Origin of the sequence: Streptococcus oralis (assembly GCF_023109155.1) — a bacterium.
GTDB classification, from domain to species: Bacteria; Bacillota; Bacilli; order Lactobacillales; family Streptococcaceae; genus Streptococcus; species Streptococcus oralis_BZ.
The window spans coordinates 275,145-298,503 of record NZ_JALDUA010000001.1; the positions used below are offsets into that span (position 1 = coordinate 275,145).

At 42.0% G+C, this 23,359-nt stretch carries 27 protein-coding genes; 25 read left to right on the top strand and 2 right to left on the bottom strand.

Translation table 11 applies throughout. The features are described from left to right. Positions 1-10 precede the first annotated feature (10 nt). The 9 genes from rpoC (at position 11) to M1F63_RS01495 (ending at position 9,945) form a co-directional block, all read left to right on the top strand. Positions 11-3,676: a DNA-directed RNA polymerase subunit beta' gene (gene rpoC, locus M1F63_RS01455; RefSeq protein ID WP_247940553.1), complete on the top strand. Its 3,666-nt coding sequence runs from the start codon at positions 11-13 to the stop codon at positions 3,674-3,676. 109 nt (positions 3,677-3,785) lie between these two features. Beyond that, positions 3,786-4,205: a nucleoside-diphosphate kinase gene (gene ndk, locus M1F63_RS01460; protein ID WP_000438280.1), complete on the top strand. Its 420-nt coding sequence runs from the start codon at positions 3,786-3,788 to the stop codon at positions 4,203-4,205. Positions 4,206-4,339: 134 nt separating this feature from the next. Then, entirely contained in the window at positions 4,340-4,963 is a 624-nt protein-coding gene (locus M1F63_RS01465; protein ID WP_247940554.1) for a hypothetical protein, read from the top strand. A gap of 83 nt (positions 4,964-5,046) precedes the next feature. Next, positions 5,047-5,490: a tRNA (adenosine(37)-N6)-threonylcarbamoyltransferase complex ATPase subunit type 1 TsaE gene (gene tsaE / locus M1F63_RS01470; protein WP_247940555.1), complete on the top strand. Its 444-nt coding sequence runs from the start codon at positions 5,047-5,049 to the stop codon at positions 5,488-5,490. After that, complete coding sequence (locus M1F63_RS01475; RefSeq protein WP_247940556.1) at positions 5,480-6,001, top strand: GNAT family N-acetyltransferase; 522 nt, start codon at positions 5,480-5,482, stop codon at positions 5,999-6,001. Before tsaE ends, M1F63_RS01475 begins: the two co-directional genes overlap by 11 nt. A gap of 4 nt (positions 6,002-6,005) precedes the next feature. After that, complete coding sequence (gene lytR / locus M1F63_RS01480) at positions 6,006-7,046, top strand: glycopolymer--peptidoglycan transferase LytR (protein ID WP_000592175.1); 1,041 nt, start codon at positions 6,006-6,008, stop codon at positions 7,044-7,046. A 72-nt stretch (positions 7,047-7,118) separates the two neighbouring features. Beyond that, positions 7,119-8,375 (top strand): competence/damage-inducible protein A, encoded by a 1,257-nt coding sequence (locus M1F63_RS01485; RefSeq protein WP_247940557.1) that lies wholly within the window; start codon positions 7,119-7,121, stop codon positions 8,373-8,375. 54 nt (positions 8,376-8,429) lie between these two features. After that, positions 8,430-9,581: a recombinase RecA gene (gene recA, locus M1F63_RS01490; protein WP_001085519.1), complete on the top strand. Its 1,152-nt coding sequence runs from the start codon at positions 8,430-8,432 to the stop codon at positions 9,579-9,581. Between the two features lie 169 nt (positions 9,582-9,750). Further along, a complete protein-coding gene (locus M1F63_RS01495; RefSeq protein WP_000415528.1) occupies positions 9,751-9,945 on the top strand; it encodes a PspC domain-containing protein in 195 nt (64 codons plus the stop codon). Between the two features lie 129 nt (positions 9,946-10,074). On the opposite strand, the gene M1F63_RS01500 is transcribed toward M1F63_RS01495, so the two are convergent. Beyond that, positions 10,075-10,629 carry a GNAT family N-acetyltransferase gene (locus M1F63_RS01500; RefSeq protein WP_042902933.1) on the bottom strand — a complete coding sequence of 185 codons (555 nt, stop codon included), beginning with the start codon at positions 10,627-10,629 and terminating at the stop codon, positions 10,075-10,077. A 109-nt stretch (positions 10,630-10,738) separates the two neighbouring features. Here M1F63_RS01500 and M1F63_RS01505 point away from each other — a divergent pair, with 109 nt between their 5' ends. Both M1F63_RS01505 and M1F63_RS01510 read left to right on the top strand, forming a co-directional pair. After that, a complete protein-coding gene (locus M1F63_RS01505) occupies positions 10,739-12,109 on the top strand; it encodes an MATE family efflux transporter (RefSeq protein WP_125384746.1) in 1,371 nt (456 codons plus the stop codon). A gap of 96 nt (positions 12,110-12,205) precedes the next feature. Then, positions 12,206-12,922 (top strand): YebC/PmpR family DNA-binding transcriptional regulator, encoded by a 717-nt coding sequence (locus M1F63_RS01510; RefSeq protein ID WP_000532894.1) that lies wholly within the window; start codon positions 12,206-12,208, stop codon positions 12,920-12,922. A gap of 47 nt (positions 12,923-12,969) precedes the next feature. On the opposite strand, the gene M1F63_RS01515 is transcribed toward M1F63_RS01510, so the two are convergent. Next, complete coding sequence (locus tag M1F63_RS01515; RefSeq protein WP_061598058.1) at positions 12,970-13,659, bottom strand: CD20-like domain-containing protein; 690 nt, start codon at positions 13,657-13,659, stop codon at positions 12,970-12,972. A gap of 193 nt (positions 13,660-13,852) precedes the next feature. Here M1F63_RS01515 and M1F63_RS01520 point away from each other — a divergent pair, with 193 nt between their 5' ends. From M1F63_RS01520 to M1F63_RS01585, 14 genes are all read left to right on the top strand, one after another. Continuing rightward, positions 13,853-14,314 carry a MarR family winged helix-turn-helix transcriptional regulator gene (locus M1F63_RS01520; RefSeq protein ID WP_247940558.1) on the top strand — a complete coding sequence of 154 codons (462 nt, stop codon included), beginning with the start codon at positions 13,853-13,855 and terminating at the stop codon, positions 14,312-14,314. Continuing rightward, positions 14,298-16,067, top strand: coding sequence for an ABC transporter ATP-binding protein (locus M1F63_RS01525; protein ID WP_247940559.1), 1,770 nt, complete (start codon positions 14,298-14,300; stop codon positions 16,065-16,067). Before M1F63_RS01520 ends, M1F63_RS01525 begins: the two co-directional genes overlap by 17 nt. Then, a complete protein-coding gene (locus M1F63_RS01530) occupies positions 16,057-17,817 on the top strand; it encodes an ABC transporter ATP-binding protein (protein ID WP_247940560.1) in 1,761 nt (586 codons plus the stop codon). The genes M1F63_RS01525 and M1F63_RS01530 overlap by 11 nt, the downstream gene beginning before the upstream one ends. Before the next feature lie 96 nt (positions 17,818-17,913). Beyond that, the gene (locus tag M1F63_RS01535) at positions 17,914-18,417 is read left to right on the top strand and encodes a phosphatase PAP2 family protein (RefSeq protein ID WP_247940561.1); all 504 of its coding nucleotides are present in this window, start codon (positions 17,914-17,916) and stop codon (positions 18,415-18,417) included. 113 nt (positions 18,418-18,530) lie between these two features. Then, positions 18,531-18,977, top strand: coding sequence for a LytTR family DNA-binding domain-containing protein (locus M1F63_RS01540; protein ID WP_247940562.1), 447 nt, complete (start codon positions 18,531-18,533; stop codon positions 18,975-18,977). 5 nt (positions 18,978-18,982) lie between these two features. Continuing rightward, positions 18,983-19,657 carry a LiaF transmembrane domain-containing protein gene (locus tag M1F63_RS01545; protein WP_247940563.1) on the top strand — a complete coding sequence of 225 codons (675 nt, stop codon included), beginning with the start codon at positions 18,983-18,985 and terminating at the stop codon, positions 19,655-19,657. Positions 19,658-19,776: 119 nt separating this feature from the next. Then, positions 19,777-19,992 (top strand): hypothetical protein, encoded by a 216-nt coding sequence (locus tag M1F63_RS01550; RefSeq protein WP_001282466.1) that lies wholly within the window; start codon positions 19,777-19,779, stop codon positions 19,990-19,992. 88 nt (positions 19,993-20,080) lie between these two features. Continuing rightward, complete coding sequence (locus M1F63_RS01555; protein ID WP_000809178.1) at positions 20,081-20,263, top strand: hypothetical protein; 183 nt, start codon at positions 20,081-20,083, stop codon at positions 20,261-20,263. Then, positions 20,263-21,387 (top strand): replication initiator protein A, encoded by a 1,125-nt coding sequence (locus tag M1F63_RS01560; protein WP_000763713.1) that lies wholly within the window; start codon positions 20,263-20,265, stop codon positions 21,385-21,387. The genes M1F63_RS01555 and M1F63_RS01560 overlap by 1 nt, the downstream gene beginning before the upstream one ends. Further along, positions 21,381-21,548 (top strand): hypothetical protein, encoded by a 168-nt coding sequence (locus M1F63_RS01565; RefSeq protein WP_000910107.1) that lies wholly within the window; start codon positions 21,381-21,383, stop codon positions 21,546-21,548. Before M1F63_RS01560 ends, M1F63_RS01565 begins: the two co-directional genes overlap by 7 nt. Positions 21,549-21,552: 4 nt before the next feature. Beyond that, the gene (locus tag M1F63_RS01570) at positions 21,553-21,708 is read left to right on the top strand and encodes a hypothetical protein (protein ID WP_000522391.1); all 156 of its coding nucleotides are present in this window, start codon (positions 21,553-21,555) and stop codon (positions 21,706-21,708) included. Between the two features lie 2 nt (positions 21,709-21,710). After that, positions 21,711-21,920 carry a helix-turn-helix transcriptional regulator gene (locus tag M1F63_RS01575; protein ID WP_000043823.1) on the top strand — a complete coding sequence of 70 codons (210 nt, stop codon included), beginning with the start codon at positions 21,711-21,713 and terminating at the stop codon, positions 21,918-21,920. A gap of 295 nt (positions 21,921-22,215) precedes the next feature. After that, positions 22,216-22,518 (top strand): hypothetical protein, encoded by a 303-nt coding sequence (locus M1F63_RS01580; protein ID WP_000128978.1) that lies wholly within the window; start codon positions 22,216-22,218, stop codon positions 22,516-22,518. A gap of 18 nt (positions 22,519-22,536) precedes the next feature. After that, complete coding sequence (locus tag M1F63_RS01585) at positions 22,537-23,349, top strand: LPXTG cell wall anchor domain-containing protein (protein ID WP_247940564.1); 813 nt, start codon at positions 22,537-22,539, stop codon at positions 23,347-23,349. The last annotated feature ends 10 nt before the right edge of the window (positions 23,350-23,359 follow it).

Here is a 23,359-nt window from a genome sequence, read left to right on the forward strand (position 1 = left end):
GGAAGAAATAGTGGTTGATGTAAATCGTTTTAAAAGTATGCAAATCACCCTAGCTTCTCCAAGCAAAGTCCGTTCATGGTCTTATGGAGAAGTCAAAAAACCTGAAACAATCAATTACCGTACCTTGAAACCAGAACGTGAAGGACTCTTTGACGAAGTCATCTTTGGTCCTACAAAAGACTGGGAATGTGCTTGTGGTAAGTACAAACGCATTCGTTACAGAGGGATTGTTTGTGACCGCTGTGGGGTTGAAGTAACGCGTACGAAAGTTCGTCGTGAGCGTATGGGGCACATCGAGTTGAAAGCTCCAGTATCTCACATCTGGTATTTCAAGGGCATTCCAAGTCGTATGGGCTTGACCCTTGATATGAGCCCTCGTGCCCTCGAGGAAGTGATCTACTTTGCGGCTTATGTGGTGATTGATCCTAAGGATACACCACTTGAGCACAAGTCTATCATGACAGAGCGCGAATACCGTGAGCGCTTGCGTGAGTATGGTTATGGATCATTCGTTGCCAAGATGGGTGCCGAAGCCATCCAAGACCTTTTGAAACAAGTAGATCTTGAAAAAGAAATTGCTGAACTCAAAGAAGAGTTGAAAACAGCTACTGGACAAAAACGTGTCAAAGCCATCCGCCGTTTGGATGTTTTGGATGCCTTTTACAAGTCTGGAAATAAACCTGAATGGATGATTCTCAACATTCTTCCAGTTATTCCACCAGATCTTCGTCCAATGTTGCAGTGGGATGGTGGCCGTTTTGCCTCATCTGACTTGAACGACCTTTACCGCCGTGTTATCAACCGTAACAACCGTTTGGCTCGTTTGCTTGAGTTGAATGCACCAGGTATCATCGTTCAAAATGAGAAGCGTATGCTTCAAGAAGCGGTTGATGCTTTGATTGACAATGGTCGTCGTGGTCGTCCAATCACAGGACCAGGTAGCCGTCCACTCAAATCATTGAGCCACATGCTTAAAGGTAAACAAGGACGTTTCCGTCAAAACTTGCTCGGTAAACGTGTTGACTTCTCAGGTCGTTCCGTTATCGCCGTTGGTCCAACTCTTAAGATGTACCAATGTGGTGTACCACGCGAAATGGCGATTGAGCTCTTTAAACCATTCGTCATGCGTGAAATCGTTGCCCGCGACATTGTGCAAAACGTTAAGGCAGCTAAACGCTTGGTAGAACGCGGAGACGAACGTATCTGGGATATTCTTGAAGAAGTAATCAAAGAACACCCAGTTCTTTTGAACCGCGCACCGACCCTTCACCGTTTGGGTATCCAAGCCTTCGAGCCAGTCTTGATTGATGGTAAGGCCCTTCGCTTGCACCCGCTTGTCTGTGAAGCCTACAATGCCGACTTTGACGGGGACCAAATGGCCATCCACGTACCGCTTTCAGAAGAAGCCCAAGCAGAAGCTCGTATCCTCATGCTAGCTGCTGAGCATATCTTGAACCCGAAAGATGGTAAACCAGTTGTTACTCCATCTCAGGACATGGTTTTGGGTAACTACTACTTGACTATGGAAGAAGCTGGCCGTGAAGGTGAAGGAATGGTCTTCAAAGACCGTGACGAAGCGGTTATGGCTTACCGCAATGGCTATGTTCACCTCCACTCACGTGTTGGTATTGCAACAGATAGCCTCAACAAACCATGGACAGAAGAGCAAAAACACAAGGTCTTACTGACAACAGTTGGTAAAATCCTCTTCAACGACATCATGCCAGAGGGTCTGCCTTACTTGCAAGAACCAACAAATGCCAACTTAACAGAAGGTGTTCCAGCTAAATACTTCTTGCCACTTGGTGGAGATATCAAGGAAGCTATTCGCAATCTTGAACTCAATCCTCCATTCAAGAAGAAAAATCTTGGGAATATCATCGCTGAAATCTTCAAACGTTTCCGTACGACAGAAACTTCTGCCCTACTTGACCGCATGAAGAACCTCGGTTACCACCACTCAACTCTTGCAGGTTTGACAGTGGGTATTGCCGATATCCCAGTCGTTGAAGACAAGGCTGAAATCATCGAAGAATCACACAAACGTGTAGAGCAAATCACCAAACAATTCCGTCGTGGTATGATTACAGACGACGAGCGCTACAACGCTGTTACAGCTGAATGGCGTGCAGCTCGTGAAAAATTGGAGAAACGTTTGGTTGCCAACCAAGATCCTAAGAACCCAATCGTTATGATGATGGACTCTGGAGCCCGTGGTAACATCTCAAACTTCTCACAGCTTGCCGGTATGCGTGGTCTGATGGCCGCTCCGAACGGACGTATCATGGAATTGCCAATCCTTTCAAACTTCCGCGAAGGTTTGTCAGTACTTGAAATGTTCTTCTCAACTCACGGTGCCCGTAAGGGTATGACCGATACGGCCCTTAAGACAGCCGACTCAGGTTACTTGACTCGTCGTTTGGTTGATGTTGCCCAAGACGTTATCATCCGTGAGGACGACTGTGGAACAGACCGTGGTCTCTTGATCCGCTCTATCGCAGAAGGAAAAGAGATGATCGAGTCTCTCGAAGAGCGTCTCAATGGTCGTTACACTAAGAAAACTGTTAAACATCCAGAAACTGGTGCAGTGATCATCGGTCCAAATGAGTTGATTACAGAAGACAAGGCGCGTGAAATTGTCAATGCTGGTGTGGAAGAAGTGACTATCCGCTCCGTATTTACATGTAACACTCGTCATGGAGTCTGCCGTCACTGTTACGGTATCAACTTGGCGACTGGTGATGCGGTTGAAGTTGGTGAAGCAGTTGGTACAATTGCTGCCCAATCTATCGGGGAACCTGGTACACAGCTTACAATGCGTACCTTCCACACGGGTGGGGTTGCCTCAAATACCGATATCACTCAGGGTCTTCCTCGTGTCCAAGAAATCTTTGAAGCCCGCAATCCTAAAGGGGAAGCGGTCATCACAGAAGTCAAAGGACAAGTTACAGCTATCGAAGAAGACGCGTCAACTCGTACCAAGAAAGTCTTTGTTAAGGGTGAAACTGGAGAAGGCGAATACGTGGTTCCATTTACAGCCCGTATGCGTGTCGAAGTTGGAGACCAAGTCTCTCGCGGTGCAGCATTGACAGAAGGTTCTATCCAACCAAAACGTCTCCTTGCTGTTCGTGATGTCTTGTCAGTTGAAACCTACCTTCTCGGTGAAGTACAAAAAGTTTACCGTAGCCAAGGGGTAGAAATCGGTGACAAACACATCGAGGTAATGGTTCGTCAAATGATCCGTAAAGTTCGTGTCATGGATCCAGGTGACACAGATCTTCTTATGGGTACTCTCATGGACATCAACGACTTTACAGATGCCAACAAGGATGTTCTTATCGCAGGTGGAGTTCCAGCGACTGGTCGTCCAGTTCTTATGGGAATCACCAAAGCCTCACTTGAAACCAATAGTTTCTTGTCAGCGGCTTCCTTCCAGGAAACAACTCGTGTCCTTACAGATGCAGCCATCCGTGGTAAGAAAGATCATCTCCTTGGACTCAAGGAAAATGTTATCATCGGTAAGATTATCCCAGCAGGTACTGGTATGGCTCGCTACCGTAACCTTGAACCACAAGCCGTCAATGAAGCAGAATATCTGGCTCCAGAACAAGAAGAGGCAGAACTTGCTCCTGTAGAGGAAGTTGTGGAAATCCAAGTTGAAGAAACAGTAGAATAAAGCAAACAAGAGAACCTTTGGGTTCTCTTTGTTTTATTTCAGAAAATTTTCCAAATTTTTCATAAAGTATGGTAGAATAGAAGAACTAAAATGCCAGGGAGGTGTCCATATGGAACAAACATTCTTTATCATTAAGCCAGATGGTGTGAAAAGAGGGCTGGTTGGCGAAATTCTGCAAAGAATGGAGCAACGAGGTTTCAAACTCGAAAAATTAGAGTTACGTTCAGCAGTTTCAGAAGCTTTGATTGACCAACACTATCAAGACTTGGTTGAAAAAAGTTTTTATCCTCCTATCCGTCAGTTTATGACTTCAGGACCAGTAGTGGTGGGCATTCTATCAGGTCCGAAAGTGATTGAAACTTGGCGGACTATGATGGGGGCTACTCGTCCAGAAGAAGCTCTGCCAGGAACTATCCGAGGAGATTTTGCCAAGGCTGCAGGAGACAATCAAGCCATTCAAAATGTAGTTCATGGCTCCGATTCTGAAGCTTCTGCAAAACGTGAAATTGCTCTCTGGTTTAAGGATTAGACTGGTAAAAGAACAGCTCTGTGCACAACAGAGCTGTTTTTTGGTCAGTTGAGCACAAAAAATGGACACTTGAGGCGGTAACAATCATTTCAAATTCCTCAAAAGGTATAATCCCATATAGGGAGGGAAAAGAAATGGTAAAATCAATTCGCCTATTGTTACTGATTGCAGTCGTCCAGATTAGTTTTAGTAGTTGTCTATTATGGAAAGAAACCTTTTTATCTTTAAAACAGACCAATGCTTATTTTTTAATTTTAATAGTAGGAATTTCTGTTTTGTGCGCTGGGATAAATTATTTCCATACAGCAGACCAGTCTAGACATAGTATTTTACATGTTCAAAAGAAAGTGAGTATGGTTTATTGCCTCCTTTTAGTAGTCAATCTTTTGGCAACCTGTCTGGTTCTCTCAGAAAGTATCCAAACCACTAGCAAATTGCAGCAGGAACTGGTTGACCTCTTTTTACCCTCCTTCTTTTTCTTGCTAGGAGTAGATCTATTGATTTTCTTACCTTTTGATAAAATTTTTCGCGATATAGAAAATCACCTAAATAAAAAGAAAACAGTCGTCATTTCCGTTCTAGCTACGATGGTTTTTTTGAGGAATCCCTTAGTGATTTCCTCGATTCTCATTTATATCAGTGTTGGTTTTCTATGCGCACGTTTCCTTTTTCCAAAATGTATCCAAAGGGAAATCTCCTTTTACGGCCACCTGATTCGGGATATCTTGTTTGTTTTTTCAATAGTTGTATTCTTTTAAGTAGAGGAGAATTTTTCAAAATTGTTATAGTAAGTCCATAAAGAAAATTCACACAAAAGAAAACTTTTTGGTATAATAGTAGCATGCACACAAAAAATGAAGAAGAGCTTCTAGCTCTCGGAGAAAGATTAGGTCATTTGCTTCAAAAAGATGATGTTCTGATCTTGACTGGAGAGTTGGGTGCGGGTAAAACAACCTTTACTAAGGGCCTTGCTAAGGGCTTGGATATCCGTCAGATGATTAAAAGTCCAACCTATACCATTGTCAGAGAGTACGAAGGGCGTTTGCCACTTTACCACTTGGATGTCTACCGTATCGAAGGTGATGCTGATTCTATTGACTTGGATGAGTTTCTCTTTGGTGGTGGTGTGACTGTTATTGAGTGGGGGCATCTTTTGGGTGAAGATTTACCAGATTCTTACTTGGAGTTGGAAATTTTGAAAGAAGCTGAGGGTCGTTGTCTTCATTTTACATCTCATGGCTCTCGAGCTGAACAACTCATCAAGGAGCTTCAAGATGGAGTATGAGTTGTGTATTCGTGAGGCAGAGATTTCAGATGCTACAGCCTTAATTGCATTTTTAGATTGTGTCGGTCAAGAGACAGATTTTACCAGTTTGGATGAAAATGGTATCATGATGACAGCTTCTGAAATGGCTCTTTTTATCGAAAAACAAGCTGCATCAGAGAATCAAATTACTCTCCTCGCCTTACTGAATGATGAGATTGCAGGAGTCTTAAATATCACAGCAGACCAACATTTAAGAGTTCGACATATCGGTGATGTTTTTCTAGCAGTTCGCAAGAAATTTTGGAACCAAGGCTTGGCGACTATACTTCTAGAAGAAGGCATCGAGTGGGCTAAAACGAGTGCTGTTTTGCGTCGCTTACAACTAAGTGTACAAAAACGAAACGAGGCTGCGATCCACCTCTATTCAAAAATGGGATTTATCACAGAAGGCTTACAAGAAAGAGGAGCCTATTTAGCAGAAGGGATATTTTTAGATGTTTGCCTTATGGGCAAGCTGATAAATGAATAACGAGATGATTAAAAAATTAATTGGAATGGTGCTAGGTTTCCTAGCAGTAACAGTTTTAGGTGTAGCGGTTTATGGCTATACCATCTACCAACAGGGAACAGAAACCCTAAGTAAAAAGACTTACAAAAAAATCGGGGAAGAAACCAACGTTATCGAAGCAACGGAGCCTCTGACCATCCTCTTGATGGGGGTAGATACGGGAAATGTGGAACGTACAGACCCGTGGGCGGGAAATAGTGACTCCATGATTCTCCTGACTGTTAATCCCAAAACAAAGAAAACCACTATGATGAGTTTGGAACGGGATATTTTGACCAAGATTGAGACTGGAAATGGGCAAGTTCAGGAAGCCAAACTCAATGCTGCCTATGCTAATGGTGGTGCGGAACTTGCAATTTCTACTATTCAAAAGATGATGAATATCCACATTGACCGCTATGTGATGGTTAACATGCAGGGACTTCAACAATTGGTGGATGCAGTTGGTGGGATCACCGTCAACAATACACTCGGTTTCCCAATTTCGATTGCTGACCAAGAGGAGTTTAATAAGATTTCTATCGGTGTTGGAGAACAAACCTTGAATGGTGAGGAAGCTCTGGTGTATTCACGGATGCGTTACCAAGACCCAGAAGGAGACTATGGTCGTCAAAAACGTCAGCGTGAAGTCATTCAAAAAATCGTTGAGAAGGTTTTGAGCCTAAACAGTGTGAGTCATTATCAAGGCATCCTCAAAGCTTTGAGTGATAACATGCAGACCAATGTAGACTTATCAGCTAAGAGCATTCCACAATTGCTCGGCTATCAAGATTCCTTCAAGAATATCGAAACGCATCAATTGCGTGGGGAAGATGCTGAGCTACAGGGAATCTCTTATCAGATTGTCACTTCAGAACATATGCTCGAAATGCAAAATCTCTTGCGTAGTTCACTAGGTAAAGAGCCGGTGACAGAATTGGAAACCAATGCGGTACTGTACGAAACAGCCTTTGGTCGGACAGCACCTTCAACCAGTACGAACGCTTCAAACGAAGAAGCAGAATAAGAAAAGAATCAAATCGTGGGAAATTTCCTGCGATTTTTTCAAAAAAATTCGAATAGATAAGTAGGAGGAAACATGAAAGCAGAAATTATTGCTGTTGGAACAGAAATTTTAACAGGGCAGATTGTCAATACCAATGCTCAGTTTTTATCAGAGAAACTAGCCGAAATCGGGGTAGATGTCTACTTCCAAACTGCTGTTGGAGATAATGAAGCTCGTCTTTTGTCCTTGCTTGAGATTGCGAGTCAACGTAGTAATCTTGTGATTTTGACCGGGGGCTTGGGACCAACTGAGGATGATTTGACCAAACAAACTCTGGCAAAATTTTTGGGAAAAAATCTAGTGTTTGATCCTCAAGCACAAGAGAAATTGGATATTTTCTTTGCTCACAGACCTGACTATGCTCGTACACCGAATAATGAGCGCCAAGCCCAAATTGTAGAAGGGGCAACTCCATTGCCAAATGAGACAGGTTTAGCAGTAGGAGGGGTGTCGGAAGCTGACGGAGTGACTTACGTGGTTCTTCCAGGACCTCCTAGTGAGTTGAAACCCATGGTCTTAAATCAGCTCTTACCCAAGTTAATGACTGGTGCTAAGCTCTACTCACGAGTGCTCCGTTTCTTTGGAATTGGGGAGAGTCAGTTGGTGACCATTTTGGCGGATTTAATTGACCATCAAACCGATCCGACCTTGGCGCCTTATGCCAAGACGGGAGAAGTGACCTTGCGCTTGTCTACAAAAGCAGTTAGTCAAGAAAAGGCTGATCAAGCACTGGATATCCTAGAAAATCAAATATTGGATCGCCAAACTTTCGAGGGAATTTCTCTACGAGACATCTGTTATGGATATGGAGAAGAAACCAGTCTAGCAAGTGTCGTTGTAGAAGAGCTTAAGAAGAGACAGAAGAGCATTACTGCAGCAGAAAGCTTGACGGCAGGCCTATTCCAGGCTACTTTAGCAGACTTTTCGGGCGTTTCAGCCATCTTTAATGGCGGTTTTGTCACTTACAGCCTAGAAGAAAAGTCTAAGATGCTAGAAATTGCCGAGCAAGAGCTAAAAGAACACGGTGTCGTTTCTGAGTTTACGGCTCGAAAAATGGCAGAGCAGGCACGGCTTAAGACTCAGTCAGATTATGGAGTGAGTTTGACGGGGGTGGCAGGACCAGATAGCCTAGAGGGGCATCCAGCTGGGACCGTCTTTATCGGCTTGGCACATGCAAAAGGAACAGAGATTATCAAGGCTAATATCGCAGGACGAAGTCGAGCAGATGTACGTCACATCGCGGTTATGCATGCCTTTAACCTAGTTCGCAAGGCTTTATTAAGTGACTAAATTTTGGTATAATAAAAGATAGGTCTAAGGACCAGTAGAATATAGGAGAACAAAATGGCGAAAAAACCAACAAAAAAATTAGATGAAATTGGGAAAAAATTTGGAGCTGACCGTGAAAAAGCATTGAACGATGCTCTTAAATTGATTGAGAAAGACTTTGGTAAAGGCTCAATCATGCGCTTGGGTGAACGCGCGGAGCAAAAAGTTCAAGTGATGAGTTCAGGCTCATTGGCTCTTGACATTGCCCTTGGTTCAGGTGGTTATCCTAAAGGACGTATCATCGAAATCTATGGACCAGAATCATCTGGTAAGACAACGGTTGCCCTTCATGCTGTTGCGCAAGCACAGAAAGAAGGTGGTATTGCAGCCTTTATCGATGCGGAACATGCTCTTGACCCAGCCTATGCTGCAGCCCTTGGTGTGAACATTGACGAATTGCTCTTGTCACAACCAGACTCAGGAGAGCAAGGTCTTGAAATTGCTGGAAAATTGATTGACTCAGGTGCAGTTGACCTCGTCGTTATTGACTCAGTTGCAGCCCTTGTACCTCGTGCGGAAATTGATGGGGATATTGGAGACAGTCACGTTGGTTTGCAGGCTCGTATGATGAGCCAGGCCATGCGTAAACTCGGAGCTTCTATCAATAAAACCAAGACAATTGCCATCTTTATTAACCAGTTGCGTGAAAAAGTTGGGGTCATGTTTGGAAATCCAGAAACAACACCTGGTGGACGTGCTTTGAAATTCTACGCTTCAGTCCGTTTGGATGTTCGTGGAAGCACACAAATCAAGGGAACTGGTGACCAAAAAGATACCAATGTCGGTAAGGAAACCAAGATCAAGGTCGTGAAAAACAAGGTGGCTCCACCATTTAAGGAAGCCTTTGTTGAAATCATGTACGGAGAAGGGATTTCTAAGACTGGTGAGCTCTTGAAGATTGCAAGTGATCTCGATATCATCCAAAAAGCGGGAGCATGGTACTCTTACAAGGGTGAAAAAATCGGACAAGGATCTGAAAATGCTAAGAAATACTTGGCGGATCACCCAGAAATCTTTGATGCCATTGACCACCAAGTCCGTGTTCAATATGGCTTGATTGAGGATGAAGAAGGGACAACTCCTACCACTGTTTCGGAAGATCTAGCACCTAACCAAGAAGTAACGCTTGACCTAGGCGACGGACTTGAAATCGAAATTGAAGATTAAAAATGAAAGCGGAGAAGTCCTTCTCTGCTTTTTATGTTTAATTATTAAGTCTCCATAAGCTTCAAAAGCGTAATAAAAGAGTATTTAATCAAAAAAATTAAAAAAACTGTTGCAATTTTTTTAATTTGATGATAAAATTAAAACATTCTATAAAAAGGAGACTACTATAATGGAAAAACGCCTTGTTCGTAACGTACAAGACAAAAAGATTGCTGGTGTTTGTGCAGGTATCGGTGACTACTTTAACATGGACCACACACTTGTTCGTGCACTTTGGATCATCTTCACCCTACTTGGTGGTTCTGGAATCTTAGCTTATGCTGTTCTCTACTTCCTTCTTCCAGAAGGCAATGCAGAAGCTTAAGCCATAGAGAATAAAAGTTTATTCTGATCAGTTGAAAATAAAAAATGCATGTAATCGTAGATTGCATGCATTTTTATATGTAGCTTCTATCGAAAAAGAGAGGTTCTTCACTAGATGGATAAGTCCGGTTTAATGGTCACTAAAACGACGATACTCTATATGAAAGTCAAAATAATGTTCATTTTGTAACTTTTGGAAGATATCGCGATAGGCTTCTTCGTCAAAATGGTCGCCACGATAGAGGATTTCAAAACTCAAACCATCGTACTCAAGGAAAGCGTTGGCTGTTTTAAAGCCATTTTGTCGATAGAAGTCCATTCTAGCCTTCCTTTGCTCCAAGTTATCGCATTCTTCATCTAATCGCTCGACTTCGAGTAACATGGTTCGCTGGTAAAAATCAGTCAGCTTTTCGATGATTTCCTTTCCATACCCGTGGCTTCTCAGGTGGGGCATGATGGCAAAAAAACTGATATAGAAGGCCTTTGGATTGGAGATGGCAAAAGCAAAGCCGACAAACTCTTCTTGGTTATAAAAGGCAAAAAAGTGAGCGTCTTCTCGGTCCTGATAGCGCAAGAACTCAGACAGAGGGACTCGTTCTTCCTCGGGAAAAGCTTCTTTGTTTAGCTTTTCAACCTTATCCAGATCAGGAAATACATCGGTAATTAATTGACTGGTCAAACTCATAAATGAACTCCTTTTCTTGATTATAGCAAATTGTCTCTCTGTAAGCAATTGATTGCAAACTTAGTGATAGAGCCTTGTCGCTCCTTTAGAAAGCTGATATAATAGCTTTATGAATAAGAAACGATCCGTGGACTTGATACATGGTCCTATTCTTCCTGCGCTGTTAAGCTTTGCCTTTCCAATCTTGCTGTCAAATATTTTCCAACAGCTCTATAATACAGCTGACGTCTTGATTGTTGGACGATTTCTTGGTCAAGATTCCTTGGCAGCAGTAGGGGCGACAACTGCCATTTTTGACTTGATTATAGGCTTTACGCTTGGTGTTGGAAATGGCATGGGGATCGTCATTGCCCGCTATTATGGGGCTCGTAATTTTACAAAGATCAAGGAAGCAGTAGCAGCCACCTGGATTTTAGGTGCTCTTTTGAGTATTGTGGTCATGCTGATGGGATTTGTCGGTCTGTATCCTCTCTTGCAATATTTAGATACTCCTGTAGAAATCCTTCCTCAATCCTATCAATATATTTCTATGATTGTGACTTGTGTAGGCGTCAGCTTTGCCTATAACCTCTTTGCAGGTTTGTTGCGGTCTATTGGTGATAGTCTTGCTGCGCTTGGCTTTCTGATTTTCTCTGCCTTAGTCAATGTGGTTCTGGATTTGTATTTCATTACGCAACTGCATCTGGGAGTTCAATCCGCAGGGCTTGCTACCATCATTTCGCAAGGCTTGTCAGCGGTTCTTTGCTTTTTCTATATTCGTAAGAGTGTTCCAGAACTGCTTCCTCAACTCAAGCATTTTAAATGGGACAAGGCCTTGTATGCGGATCTTTTGGAGCAAGGTTTGGCCATGGGTTTGATGAGTTCCATTGTGTCTATCGGTAGTGTGATTTTACAATCTTCGGTTAATACCTTTGGAGCTGTGATTATTAGTGCCCAGACGGCAGCTCGACGCATTATGGCTTTTGCTCTCCTTCCGATGACGGCTATTTCTTCTGCTATGACGACCTTTGCCTCTCAAAATCTCGGGGCCAAGCGACCAGACCGCATTGTTCAAGGTCTTGGTATTGGGAGTCGTTTGAGCATGTCCTGGGCAGGTTTTGTTTGTATTTTCCTCATTTTTGCTAGTCCGACCTTGGTTTCCTTCTTGGCCAGTTCAACAGATACTTACTTGGTAGAAAACGGTAGTCTCTACCTGCAAATCAGTTCAGTCTTTTATCCGATTTTGAGCCTTTTGCTGATTTATCGCAATTGCTTGCAGGGATTGGGTCAGAAAGTCCTCCCTCTAGTTTCTAGCTTTATAGAACTAATCGGGAAAATCGTTTTTGTGGTTTTGATTATCCCTTGGGCGGGCTATAGGGGAGTCATCCTCTGTGAACCTCTTATCTGGGTTGCCATGACCACCCAACTGTACTTCTCGCTTTTCCGTCACCCCTTGATAAAAGAAGGCAAGGAAATCTTGGTAGTTAAAGGACAATCCTAGCTGGATTTGCTGAATAAAATCCATTTCCTCTAGTGAAAATCGAAAAAACTTGTGTTATAATAAGAAAGATTAAAATGTGAAAAAAGGAGATTCCTAATGGGACGTAAATGGGCCAATATCGTAGCCAAGAAAACGGCTAAAGATGGAGCTAACTCTAAAGTATATGCAAAATTTGGTGTAGAAATCTATGTAGCAGCTAAAAAAGGGGATCCAGACCCAGAATCAAACACTGCTTTGAAATTCGTTATCGACCGTGCTAAACAAGCCCAAGTGCCAAAACACGTTATCGATAAAGCGATTGATAAAGCAAAAGGAAACACAGACGAAACCTTTACAGAAGGACGTTATGAAGGTTTTGGACCAAATGGTTCTATGTTGATTGTAGATACTTTGACTTCTAACGTCAACCGTACAGCAGCCAATGTCCGTGCTGCCTTTGGTAAAAACGGCGGAAACATGGGTGCTTCTGGTTCAGTTTCTTACCTCTTTGACAACAAGGGGGTTATCGTATTTGCTGGTGAAGATGCGGATGCAGTCTTTGAGCAATTGCTCGAAGCAGATGTGGATGTGGACGATGTAGAAGCAGAAGAAGGAACAATCACGGTTTACACAGCTCCAACAGACCTTCACAAGGCTATCGTTGCCCTTCGTGAGTCTGGCATCGAAGAATTCCAAGTGACTGAATTGGAAATGATTCCTCAGTCAGAAGTTGAGTTGTCAGGTGAAGACCTTGAAACCTTTGAAAAACTTTACAGCGTTCTTGAAGATGATGAGGACGTCCAAAAGATCTACACAAACGTAGATGGATTCTAATAAAAAAGCGAACAGACTTGCTAGCTGTTCGCTTTTTATATTTGAGATTAGACTCTGATTCCAGAATCTCTTTGCTGCTGGCTTTCTCCTAGGCCTATAGCTATTTTATGAATTAGTAAGAGCTGTCCATTGTCCTGTTTTGAAAAAGTTAAGGTAACAGTCTTGATATTGTCACCAATAGAGATATAGGTGACTTTTCTAGTATCGTATCCCCCAATAGTGGAATCAAACTCGGAGTCTGGCAGTCCATGTTTTTTGATAATATCCTTGTAATTGGTACCACCTTTTCCTTTGTTATCAAGGTCACCTTCGATTAAAGCGTCGAACTGTTCTTGGGTCCAAGTAAAGGTATCGTCTTCTTCCTCCTCTTCAGGGAGTGAATCAATGGTATCATCTGTCAAGTCGCGTTCCATTGAGGAACTGGCTTCTCTATAGGAACGGTTAAACTCTCTGACAAACTCTTTGTAGACATTAGCATACAACATTTGGGTCGTAAGGAAGAGTATAATAGAAGCAATTGACAAGGATGTTCCGATAATGGCCATTGTTTTCCGTTTTTTGAGATTGGCAATAAGTCCGATAATACCTAAGATCAAAGCGACAATAGCGATGAAAAACGATAGATAATTAATAAACGGGATCCAAGATCCTAAAAGTGCGATGGATCCAAAAATGGTTGCTAAAATCCCTAAAACTTTTTGTTCTTCTGGTTTCATTTGAAAGTCTTCTCCCTTCATCGAGTGAATGGATTCCTATCCATGGTAGCTAGTGCTTATTATAGAGAAAATATTCTCCAATGTCAATTTAGACTAGAATAGTTCTCTAGGAAACTTTTTTCTTGACATATTCTCTGTAAGTGGTAAAATAGTTCTCATGAAAACTAAATTAGTTCTCCAGAGAACTATATAAAATCATGAGAAGGGAGCAATCATGGACAAATCGTTGTTGATTTTTAAACGTTTTGGGTATCAGATCCACCTGATGTTGCAGAAAGAAGCCAAACGTTGCGGTATTGAATTTATGGGGGGACCGCAAGGACAGGTCCTGCAGTTTTTAGATCGTCGTGAGCATAATCAAGAATTAACGCTTATCAAGGATATTGAGACAGAACTCAATATCACCAAGTCAGTTGCTAGCAACTTGGTCAAGCGTATGGTACAAAATGGTCTGGTCGAGTTAGAGGCCAGTCCAAGTGATAAACGAGCAAAGCTTGTTCGTTTGACCGATAAATCACGATCTCAGATGCAAGAAGTTAAGGCGCTTTTTGATCGTATTGCCAGTAGCCTACTGGAAGGAATTTCAAAGGAAAAGCTAGCCGTTTTTGAAGAAGTTCTCGGACAACTACAGGCTAATGTAGAAAGAATAGGAGGAGAGAATGAAGAAACTCGCTAAACATATTACAGGAAAAGAGTGGGGGATGATTGTCCTTACGATTCTTTTCACTTGTTTCTCGGTCTATCTCGAGTTAGAAGTGCCGACCTATATTTCAGAAATAACAGAATTGATTGGAACACCGGGTACGGAGTTAGGACAACTATGGTCTCCTGCTGCCAAGATGATGGGCTTATCTCTCCTAGCCTTTCTGTCTTCTGTAACAGTTGGATTTTTTGCTTCTCGTGTTGCAGCGTCTTACACGACTCACTTGCGAAGAGATATTTTTAATCGTGTTCTAGATTTTTCGCAAACGGAAATCAAACGTTTTTCAATCCCCAGTCTTTTGACTCGAACAACCAATGATATTACGCAGGTTCAGATGCTCTTTACTATGGGCTTACAGGTAGTGACTCGTGGGCCTATCATGGCCATCTGGGCCATTGGAAAAATCCTTGGGAAGTCGGAATACTGGCTCTGGGCAGTAGTGGTGGCCGTCATTGTCAATGTCTTGATGACCACTGTTCTCATTACTCTAGCCTTTCCAAAACAATCTGTCATTCAAAAATTGACAGATAAACTCAATAGCATCACTCGCGAAAGTTTGACTGGGATTCGTGTTGTTCGTGCTTATAATGCCGAGGATTACCAAGATAAGAAATTTGAAGAAGCCAATGATGAGGTGACTCGTCTCAATCTCTTTGTCAATCGATTGATGGCGATTATGAACCCTATTATGATGGCGATTTCCAGCGGTTTGACCTTAGCCATTTACTGGATTGGTGCCTATATCATCAACGATGCAAGTTTGGCAGAACGTCTGCCACTCTTTAGTGATATGGTGGTCTTCATGTCCTATGCTATGCAGGTCGTGATGGGCTTCCTTCTCATGGGAGCACTCTTTATCGTTCTTCCTCGTACCTTGGTTTCTGCAGGACGTATCAATCAAGTATTGGATTTGCATTCTTCTATTGAGAATCCGAGTCAAGCACAGACTGCAGATTCATCAGTTCAAGGACAAGTAGAATTCCGTGATGTGACTTTCCGCTACTCTAAAAACTCAGAAGCAGTCGTGGAACATGTCACTTTCAAAGCAGAAGCGGGTCAAACTGTGGCCTTTATCGGTTCAACTGGTTCTGGTAAATCTACTCTGGTCAACCTACTACCTCGTTTTTACGATGTATCCGCGGGAGAAATTCTAGTAGATGGTGTTAATGTGCAAGATTACGACTTGGTAGACTTGCGCAATAAGGTTGGCTATATTCCGCAGAAAGCAGTCCTCTTCTCAGGAGATGTTAAGGGCAATCTAGATTTTGGTAAGAGCAAAGAAACTCCTCTAAGCGAAGCTGCTATGTGGCAAGCTCTGGAATTAGCCCAGTCTAAAAACTTTATCGAGGATAAGGAAGCAGGTCTGGCCTCTGAAGTAGCCCAAGGCGGAACCAACTTCTCAGGAGGTCAAAGACAGCGTTTGGCCATTGCGCGTGCCTTGGCTCGTAAGCCAGAGATTCTTATCTTTGATGACTCTTTCTCAGCCTTGGACTACAAGACAGACCGGATCTTGCGCCAAGAGCTAGCAGAGAAAACAAAATCTATGACCAAGCTCATCGTAGCACAGCGGATTTCTACCATCATGGATGCCGACCTGATCTTAGTATTGGATCAAGGTAAAGTCGTGGGGCAAGGCACCCACAAGGAACTTCTAGCTACCAATGAAGTCTACCAAGAAATTGCCTACTCACAACTATCGAAGGAGGAATTGGAACATGGAAAATAAGAAAATGTCTTTTTGGAAACACTCTAAACCTTTTCTAGCAGGTCTCCAACTTCCCCTACTAGTAGCGGTTGTAGCAGCTGTATGTTCAAGCATCATCACGGTTTATGGACCGACTAAGATAAAAGAAATCACCAACTTAATCTCAGATGGTTTGATGACGGGAATTGACCTAGAGGCTGTTTCAAGTATTGCTAGCTTTTTAGTGATTCTCTATGTACTTGGTGCTATCCTTAACTATACACAGGCCTATATCTTTTCAACAAGTATCCAACATTTTTCAAAACGCTTGCGGACGGCAATTGCTGAAAAAATCAATCGTTTGCCCCTTGGCTATTTTGATCGTCATTCTCAAGGAGATACCCTTTCGCGCGTGACCAATGACGTTGATACGGCCGCTCAATCTCTCAATCAAAGTTTGGGAACAGTACTCTCAGCTAGCTTCTTGTTGATTGCTGTTTTGGTGACCATGTTTAGCATGAACTGGATTTTAGCTCTGGTAACGGTTGTTTCTACGCTTGTTGGTTTTGCGGCAGTTTCCGTAATTATGGCTAAGTCACAAGGGTACTTTAGAGCTCAGCAAAACAACTTGGCGGCTGTCAATGGTTATGTAGAAGAAATGTATTCGGGACACAATGTTGTAACGAGCTACAACGCAGTAGACACCTCTAAATCGAAATTTGCAGGTTTGAATCAGAACTTGCACGACAGCATCTGGAAATCTCAGTTTATCTCTGGTATAATGATGCCAGCCATGTTCTTTGTTGGGAACTTTAGTTATGTCTTAGTCATCATCGTTGGGGCCGCGCTGGCGTTAGAAGGGCATATCACGATAGGGATTATTGTAGCCTTTATGGTTTACGTACGGACCTTCTCCCAACCTCTGTCACAGATTGCCCAAGGGATTACGAGCCTGCAACAAGCGAGTGCAGCCATGACTCGTGTATTAGAATTTTTGGCTGAAGCAGAGATGCAAGATGAATCTCATAAAGAAAGACAATTGACTGGAATGAGAGGAGAAGTGGTCTTTGATCAGGTGTCATTTGGCTATACACCAGAGCGCACCATCATCCATGATTTCTCAGCGACAGCTCATGCTGGTCAAAAGGTTGCCATTGTTGGGCCGACTGGGGCTGGTAAGACAACTATTGTCAATCTTTTGATGAAATTTTATGAGATTGATAAGGGAAGTATCCGTATCGATGGTGTCGATACCAAGGATATGAAGCGCTCAGAAGTACATGATGCCTTTTCAATGGTCTTACAGGATACTTGGCTCTTTAAAGGAACCATTCGGGAAAATCTCATCTACAATCAAACGGGCATCAGCGATGAGCGGATGATGGAAGCTAGCAAGGCAGTAGGAATCCACCACTTTATCATGACCTTACCAGACGGCTACGATACTATCTTGGACGATACAGTGACCCTGTCTGTTGGACAAAAACAGCTCTTGACCATTGCTCGTGCCCTGCTCAAGGACGCACCACTCTTGATTTTGGATGAAGCAACATCCTCAGTCGACACACGTACAGAGGAATTGATCCAAAAAGCCATGGACCGTTTGATGGAAGGCAGAACTTCCTTTGTCATCGCCCACCGCTTGTCAACTATTCGTAATGCAGATTTGATTCTTGTCATGAAAGATGGCAATATCATCGAACAAGGCAATCACGAGGAGCTGATGGCCCAAGGTGGCTTCTACGCTGACTTGTACAATAGCCAATTTACAGAAGATGATGCAGAAGAATAAACCAAAAGAAGGCTTGACGGCCTTCTTTTTCTGCACTATACTAGAAGACAAGCGCCTCACTTCTAGGCCAAAATAAAGTGTTAATGAGAAGAATACATGAAAAATTATCAAGAATGGTATAGAAACGTTAGCTCCAGACTCACTAGTTATCCAACCCTTTTATTTCTATTGCTTAGTTTTAATCGTTTGATGACAGTAGCTATGCCTCTGGTCTATCTAACCTTGCTAGTCACCACTTACCTGCAGCTAGGATTTGGTCAGCAAGTTGGGGTCTATTTGCTTGTTCCTGCTACAGGCTTTGTCATTTTGTCCCTCTTTCGTAAGAAAATCAATCACCCACGCCCCTACGAAACTTGGGACATTGCCCCCTTACTTGACAAGGATAGTTTGGGACAGTCTATGCCCAGTCGCCATGTTTTTTCGGCAACCATCATCTCCATGGCCAGTCTGCATGCTAGTCTACCTGTTGGTTTAGTATGTTTGCTCTTTTCAGCTTTGCTGAGCTTGGTGAGGGTTTTAGGTGGTGTGCATTATCCCAAGGATGTCTTGGTTGGCTATGCTTGTGGTCTGGTGTGGGGATTCCTTTTTTTCCTATTCTGATATGTAAGTTAAGCTAGTCCTACAACCACTTACTGCTTCAAATTGACCACTTGCTTTTTTGCCCTTGTATTCCTAACTTAGCTTTGATATAGTAGAGTCAGAAAGGAGATGTGATGAAGTTACGAATTGAGATTGACGGCAATTTAGAAGAAACTGAAATTGTCATCAAGGCCCCTGCTTTGACAGATGAAATTGCGGACTTGCAACGGCTCTTGCAAGAGTCAACAACTCCGAGGTTAACTTTTTACAAGGGAACAGGTGAATATTATCTAGACCTGTCAGAAATTCTCTTCTTTGAAACCGACGGTAGCAAAATCTACGCCCACACTCAGAAAGAAGCCTATGAAGTCCGTCTCAAACTCTATGAGTTGGAGACCATCTTGCCTCGCTATTTTAGCCGAGTGTCCAAGTCAACTATCGCAAACATCCGTCAGATTTACTCAGTGGACAAGTCCTTTTCAGGAACGGGCACCATTTCCTTTTATCAGACGCACAAGGAGGTTCATGTGTCACGACATTACCAGTCCCTCCTAAAAGAAAATCTAAGAAACATGAGGTAAAAGACATGAAAAAGAAAGCATTTGGTATTATTTTATTGGTTTTAGCAGCCTGGATCTTGCTGCAAGGAAATTTTGGCATTCCTTCTTTGGATGGTAAGATATGGCCTTTGCTAGGAATTGTTTTTTTTGCTTATAAGTCCATTGAGTCCATCCTTAGACGCCATCTAACTTCGGCAGTTTTTACAGGTTTACTGGCGCTCATCATTGCAAATTACGCTTATGACTTGTTGCCGGTGCCTAATCATTCTCTCATCTGGGCTAGTATCTTAGTGGTACTCGGTGTTGGTTATCTGACGCATTCAAGTAAGTTCTGGCATGAAAAAAAGTGGTGGTACAATGGAGAAAAAACAGTCATTACGGATAAGGAAGTCGTATTTGGAAGCGGGACTTTCTATAAGCAAGATCAAGATATTGTAGACGACCAAGTGGAAGTCGCTTTTGGGGACGCTAAAATCTACTATGACAATGCAGAGATGTTAGGTGATTTTGCGACTTTAAATATTGAAGTGGCCTTCGGAAATGCAACAGTCTATGTCCCACAACACTGGCGAGTCGATCTGAAAGTAGAAACATCCTTTGGTGCAGCTAAGGCAGATGCTCCTGTAGCACCAACAAACAAAACCTTGATTATTCGTGGGGAAGTTGCTTTTGGTAAACTTGGAGTTGTTTACGTTAAATAAAAAAAGTCTTCGCTAAGTGTCTAGAGTTTTGGGAAAGTGAAAAATTAAATATCATATAACCTGAGAGGGCGAGAAAATCGCTCTCTTTTTTCGTTGCAAAAATTAAAGAAAGGAGAAAAATGTCAGATAATATTGAAATTGATATGGATGAGGAAGATGTTAAACTGTTTAATGCTGCTTTTTTGGGTCTGGGAATAGTAGGGGTGATAATTGTCGCCTTGGTAGCTTTTCAACCCGATGGATATCAAAGATTTTTAAATTTCATAGAACTAAATTCAGAGAATTTTAGAAAATTTAGTAATATCATTCAAGAAATTATTTCATTCATGAATTAATTTATTAACTCACATATAAGTAAAAGAGGAAATTAAATACTTCAAGAATGAATATAAAGTAGTTCGACTCATAAAGAAAGGATTACCTATGAAACAACACAAAACAAAGGTCTCAAGGTTGACTAGAGACGTAATGATTTTAGATTTGATGAATACAATGGGATGGACTAGAAGCCGTGCTATTGCAGCTATTGAAGAGTTAGAGCAAACTCATCTTGTTTATTTTCCTGAAGCTGGTGGCTTGAGGTTACAAGTTGTAGGGGGATACTAATGGCAGATATCACGATTGACCAACTAGCCACTCTAACTTTTTATCAAATTCCAGAAATCTTTTTCACCCGTATTCAACACAATGAGAACGGCTATGTCAAATTGACTAGTTCTTACACGGGTCTTTCATCTGATGCTAAGTTAGCTTATGGCGCTCTTTATAATCGCTGTAAATTAAGTATCAGTTCATTCCAGAAGGGAAATAGAGATTACGTTGATGAAAATGGAGCGGTCTTTCTAATTTTTACAGTTTCTGACCTGATGCTGCTATTGGATAAGGGAAAGATGAAGGTTACTAAGATCAAGAAAGAACTGCAAGAACACGGTCTCTTACGAGAAGTCAGGCAGGGACTCAATAAGCCGAATAGACTTTATCTTCAGCTAGTGGATGCTAATTTAGAAATAGTGGAGCACTATTCAGCAGATGGTGAGTTACTGAAGAGGGTTAATGCCTTTGGTAAAGTTCTATATGAAAAAGTACCCCAAAGCATTGGTAATAGCGAAAGTATCAAAAACGGACGTCCGCAAAATGGACTTCAAAACGTCCACGAATCGGACGGAATAAATACAGAGAAGAGTAAGATTGATACTCTTTACGATACTAATCGATACGAGGGCGAGTCATCTTTATCTGATTTATCAATCTCTGAAGCATTTAAAATGGGGCAACATGGTTTTCTTTCTCCTCAACTAGTTCAGAAACTCAGTTTGTTTGGAAAAGATGCAAAAATTCTTGAAAATAAAATCTATCAATCGAAACGTCAAGTTGAGAAGAATTACAACAACCTCTTAGCTGATCAGGAAATTTATGGAGAGGTTTGGCTGCAAGATCTTGAACGTGAGCTTGATAAATTGATTTTCAAAATTAAAACTGGAGAGGCTGAAGGAAAATCAATCCAGAATGTCCCAGCCTACTTCTACAAAATGATGATTCGTTTTTGGAAGATGGCTCTACTCATTGAAAAAGAACATGGTTTCCTGGAGGTATCAGGACAAAGCGAGTATGCCAAAAAATTCCCTGATGAGTGTCCAAGTCTGATTGCACGTTATTATCCAGATAAACTTTCGGAGACGAAACTCAATAGCTATTTATCAGAATTGTCTAAGGGAGTTGAAACATGTTAAAAGATGAATTTAGACCAATTGATGGCAAAGTGCTATCGATTGGTCGTAGCCCGAAGGAGAAAATCTACATGATTCCTAAAGCTGTTTTTGATTTACCGAAAAAAGAAAGAGCTGAGAAACTCAGCCAAATTTTCTCATCATGGCAACAGAAAGAGAGTTGATTTTATGGGATTGTTTAAGCTAGGGTTAATGATTATATTCGTCATCGGTTTATTATTGCTCTTTGGTTGTACTATTGGAAAAGTTATAAAGGAAGTGGATAATGCTTCTTTGCTTGATGATGAAATACTATCAAGTCCAAATGATGAAGGAGACAAGTAGATGTGAGTAAACAAACACAAAATCGTATCAGAGAATTACGAAAGCAGTCTAGACTGTCTCAGCAAGCCTTGGCTGATCAGATAGGAGTATTTCGTAACACCATATCGAACTGGGAAACAGGATATAGTCAGATAAGTCTTGAAAATGCTAAAAAAGTAGCAGAATACTTTGGTGTAACCATTGACTACCTGTTAGGATCAGAATCGGACTAAACCTAGTAAAGTTAAATCTATATTGACCGAGAAGTCATTAAACTACAGACCTTTGAAAACTGAATACAAGGCTTGCCCTGATGCAGCGTGGCTATGGATAAAAAAGAAACGGGGGCGAGTAGCAAACTAGAAAAGGATATCTAGTCCAGCCACTGAACGAAAAAGCATGATAATGATCATAAGCTGAAGGAGTAAGGGTTCCTAGACTATAAACCCAGCGCATGAAATACCGATGTAAAAATACGTTTTTACACAGCACGGCGTTATTTCGCCTTTCAACTTCAAGGAGAAATCTATGACAGATGAAATAACCGTCCGCCTAAAGGACTTAAAAAATTTAGGAAAACAAGGAGGTGCGACAGCTCGCTTGGAGGACGGCACAGACCTTATTCTGAAGCCAGACTATGCAGTCAAACAGGCTAGAGGATACGTAGACGGTCTTTTAAGGGATGTTGAATTTCATTTGCCTTATAAAAAGGTTTATGATCAAATTCGCACTATTAAGAGAGATGCTCAAGTTATAGCTCGAAAAGTTAAGACACCATCAGGAATGGAGCTTCGTTTAACTGGAAAAGGCTATAACCCGAAAAATAAATAAAGAAAAGGAAAAATTAAAATGAACAAGAAAAAAGTATTAGCTACACTAGCACTTTCAACTATTGCACTTGCACAAGCTGGTTATGTATCAGCAGACGAACTTTCACCAATTGATTCTTCAGCTCCAACAACAGAAGTAGTTACTCCAACAGCACCTAGCGCTTCAACAGCAACAGAGGCTCCAGCAGTTCAGCCAACAGAGCCTTCAGTTACTCCAGTTGACCCAACAACGCCAAGTGTACAAGACAAAGACAACGCAGGAAGTCTTGATGGAGTGACAACTAATAAACCAGCACCTTCTGATAAGCCACAGGATAAGGATAATGCAGGTAGCCTCGATGGTGTTCCAACACCATCAGATAAACCACAAGACAAAGACAACGCAGGAAGTCTTGACGGAGTGCCAGCTGATAAACCAGCGCCTTCAGATAAGGCGCAAGATAAAGATAACGCAGGTAGCTTAGATGGTGTTCCAGATGAAAAGCCAAAAACTACTGATCAAGCGAATCAGCAAGGGAAATCACAAATTGGAACAACATCTACATCAACTGGACAGGTTGTCCATGATGTAACCAAAGAGCCCGTTGAAACAAATACAGGTGCGTCTATTGTTAGCACCCAAAACGGAAATGTAGTCCTTTCAGATGGTTCTGTAGTGGCTCCAGAAGAAGTTGGTGGAACAGTTAACGAAGATAAAACTATCTCTGTTACTGATTCAGAAGGCAAACTCAAAACACTTCCAAACACTGGGACTGCAGAAAGCATTTTGGGTGCTATTGGAGCTATGTTGTTGACAGCAGTTGGCTACTTCTACAAGAAAGAAATGTTTTAAGGTGAAATGG

Excerpts from the sequence above, each read along its gene's own strand:
- ndk (WP_000438280.1), top strand. The coding sequence starts at position 3,786 with ATGGAACAAACATTCTTTATCATTAAGCCAGATGGTGTGAAAAGAGGG.
- M1F63_RS01465 (WP_247940554.1), top strand. The coding sequence starts at position 4,340 with ATGGTAAAATCAATTCGCCTATTGTTACTGATTGCAGTCGTCCAGATT.
- tsaE (WP_247940555.1), top strand. The coding sequence starts at position 5,047 with ATGCACACAAAAAATGAAGAAGAGCTTCTAGCTCTCGGAGAAAGATTA.
- M1F63_RS01475 (WP_247940556.1), top strand. The coding sequence starts at position 5,480 with ATGGAGTATGAGTTGTGTATTCGTGAGGCAGAGATTTCAGATGCTACA.
- lytR (WP_000592175.1), top strand. The coding sequence starts at position 6,006 with ATGATTAAAAAATTAATTGGAATGGTGCTAGGTTTCCTAGCAGTAACA.
- M1F63_RS01485 (WP_247940557.1), top strand. The coding sequence starts at position 7,119 with ATGAAAGCAGAAATTATTGCTGTTGGAACAGAAATTTTAACAGGGCAG.
- recA (WP_001085519.1), top strand. The coding sequence starts at position 8,430 with ATGGCGAAAAAACCAACAAAAAAATTAGATGAAATTGGGAAAAAATTT.
- M1F63_RS01495 (WP_000415528.1), top strand. The coding sequence starts at position 9,751 with ATGGAAAAACGCCTTGTTCGTAACGTACAAGACAAAAAGATTGCTGGT.
- M1F63_RS01500 (WP_042902933.1), bottom strand. The coding sequence starts at position 10,629 with ATGAGTTTGACCAGTCAATTAATTACCGATGTATTTCCTGATCTGGAT.
- M1F63_RS01505 (WP_125384746.1), top strand. The coding sequence starts at position 10,739 with ATGAATAAGAAACGATCCGTGGACTTGATACATGGTCCTATTCTTCCT.
- M1F63_RS01510 (WP_000532894.1), top strand. The coding sequence starts at position 12,206 with ATGGGACGTAAATGGGCCAATATCGTAGCCAAGAAAACGGCTAAAGAT.
- M1F63_RS01515 (WP_061598058.1), bottom strand. The coding sequence starts at position 13,659 with ATGAAGGGAGAAGACTTTCAAATGAAACCAGAAGAACAAAAAGTTTTA.
- M1F63_RS01520 (WP_247940558.1), top strand. The coding sequence starts at position 13,853 with ATGGACAAATCGTTGTTGATTTTTAAACGTTTTGGGTATCAGATCCAC.
- M1F63_RS01525 (WP_247940559.1), top strand. The coding sequence starts at position 14,298 with ATGAAGAAACTCGCTAAACATATTACAGGAAAAGAGTGGGGGATGATT.
- M1F63_RS01530 (WP_247940560.1), top strand. The coding sequence starts at position 16,057 with ATGGAAAATAAGAAAATGTCTTTTTGGAAACACTCTAAACCTTTTCTA.
- M1F63_RS01535 (WP_247940561.1), top strand. The coding sequence starts at position 17,914 with ATGAAAAATTATCAAGAATGGTATAGAAACGTTAGCTCCAGACTCACT.
- M1F63_RS01540 (WP_247940562.1), top strand. The coding sequence starts at position 18,531 with ATGAAGTTACGAATTGAGATTGACGGCAATTTAGAAGAAACTGAAATT.
- M1F63_RS01545 (WP_247940563.1), top strand. The coding sequence starts at position 18,983 with ATGAAAAAGAAAGCATTTGGTATTATTTTATTGGTTTTAGCAGCCTGG.
- M1F63_RS01550 (WP_001282466.1), top strand. The coding sequence starts at position 19,777 with ATGTCAGATAATATTGAAATTGATATGGATGAGGAAGATGTTAAACTG.
- M1F63_RS01555 (WP_000809178.1), top strand. The coding sequence starts at position 20,081 with ATGAAACAACACAAAACAAAGGTCTCAAGGTTGACTAGAGACGTAATG.
- M1F63_RS01560 (WP_000763713.1), top strand. The coding sequence starts at position 20,263 with ATGGCAGATATCACGATTGACCAACTAGCCACTCTAACTTTTTATCAA.
- M1F63_RS01565 (WP_000910107.1), top strand. The coding sequence starts at position 21,381 with ATGTTAAAAGATGAATTTAGACCAATTGATGGCAAAGTGCTATCGATT.
- M1F63_RS01570 (WP_000522391.1), top strand. The coding sequence starts at position 21,553 with ATGGGATTGTTTAAGCTAGGGTTAATGATTATATTCGTCATCGGTTTA.
- M1F63_RS01580 (WP_000128978.1), top strand. The coding sequence starts at position 22,216 with ATGACAGATGAAATAACCGTCCGCCTAAAGGACTTAAAAAATTTAGGA.
- M1F63_RS01585 (WP_247940564.1), top strand. The coding sequence starts at position 22,537 with ATGAACAAGAAAAAAGTATTAGCTACACTAGCACTTTCAACTATTGCA.